The following is a 1,554-nucleotide window of genomic DNA, read 5'->3' as shown; positions in this document are numbered from 1 at the left end:
CGGCAGCGTGAGCGGTATCCTCCTGATCCTGCTGGCGCGCAGCCTCTATCGCCGTCACGACGCCGCGTTTCGCATCACCCAGCTGCTGCTGGCTCTGGGTATCGCCTTCTCCCTGCTCAAGGGGGGAGACTGGGAGTCAGCCCTGCTGCTCGGCAGCTTCCTGCTCATCATGAGCCCCTGCCGCTCTCTCTTCTATCGCAAGGGGTCGCTGCTCTATCCCCAGTACACCCCGGGCTGGCTCATCTCGGTCGGCGCTGTGCTGCTGGGAGCGCTGTGGCTGCTGCTCTTCTCCTACCGTCAGGTGGAGTATGACCACGCCCTCTGGTTCCACTTCTCGCCCCACGGCGGGGCTGCCCGCGGCCTGCGCGCCATGGGGAGCGTGGTGGCCGTGCTGGCCGTTGCCGGGGTTGCCCAGCTGCTTGCGCCGCTGCGCGTAGTCGGTGAAAAACCGGACAAGGAGACGCTGGCGCGCGCTCACGAGCTGGTGGTGCGCGAGGGGGGGATCCACGGCTATCTGGCCCAGTTGCAGGACAAGTCCCTGTTGTTCCACCCCGCCGGCGACGCCTTCCTGATGTATGGCATAGAGGGCAACAGCTGGATTGTGATGGGGGATCCCGTCGGTCGCCCCGAGCAGATCGAAGAGCTGCTCTGGCAATTTCGCGAGCGGTGTGACGAGCACGACGCCAACCCGGTCTTTTATCAGGTCTCGGCCCGCTATCTGCCGCTCTATCTGGAGCTGGGGCTGATCCCCTTCAAGCTCGGTGAAGAGGCGATGGTCGATCTGGCTACTTTCGATCTGGCGGGCAGCCGCCTGCGCAACCTGCGCCAGAGCCACGCCAAGGGCAAACGGGAAGGGTTGACCTTCGAGGTGGTCAAGGCAAGTGCCGTGGCCCCCCTGCTGCCCAGATTGCAGAGCGTCTCCGATACCTGGCTGCAGAGCAAGATGGGCAAGGAGAAGGGTTTCTCGGTCGGCCGCTTCGAGCCTGACTACCTGACCTTGAGCCCGGCTGCGCTGGTGTGGCACGAGGGGCAGATCGTCGGCTTTGCCAACCTCTGGGTGAGCGACAACAAGGAGATGCTCTCCATCGATCTGATGCGCTACAGCCTGGATACCGGCACTGCCCCCATCATGGATTTTCTCTTTGTCGAACTGCTGCTGTGGGGCAAGGCGCAAGGGTACGCCAGCTTCAATCTGGGGATGGCCCCCATGTCCGGCTTCAACGATCACCCGCTCAACAGCTACTGGGCCCGCCTTGGCAATACCCTGTTCGTCCGTGGCAGCCGTTTTTACAACTTTCAGGGGCTCAGACGCTACAAGGAGAAATTTTCGCCCCGCTGGGAACCCCGCTACCTGCTCTGCAGCAGCAAGCTGGTACTGCCCAGAACCCTGACTCACCTGATCACCCTGATTAGCCGCGGCCCGCTGGGGCTGATCAAGAAATAGGAGCATGGCCAATGAGAGCCTTGATTTTGCTGTTACTCAGTCTCGTACTGCCCGTTTCGTCTTTTGCGGCGCACGCCGCCCCGGTCAAGGATGACCTGAGCCTGATTGAG

The 1,554-nt window shown here is 62.7% G+C and carries 1 protein-coding gene; it reads left to right on the top strand.

The window, feature by feature from the left end:
• Positions 1–1,444, top strand: a 1,444-nt coding sequence (locus DBR30_RS22030) for a phosphatidylglycerol lysyltransferase domain-containing protein (RefSeq protein ID WP_258224389.1), incomplete at its 5' end; no start/stop codon positions are given.
• Between the last annotated feature and the right edge of the window lie 110 nt (positions 1,445–1,554).

This window comes from Aeromonas sp. HMWF017, from assembly GCF_003061465.1.
In the GTDB taxonomy this organism is placed as follows: Bacteria; Pseudomonadota; Gammaproteobacteria; order Enterobacterales; family Aeromonadaceae; genus Aeromonas; species Aeromonas veronii.
The sequence above is the reverse complement of the archived record's forward strand: the minus strand, read 5'-3'. Positions and strand labels throughout refer to the sequence as shown.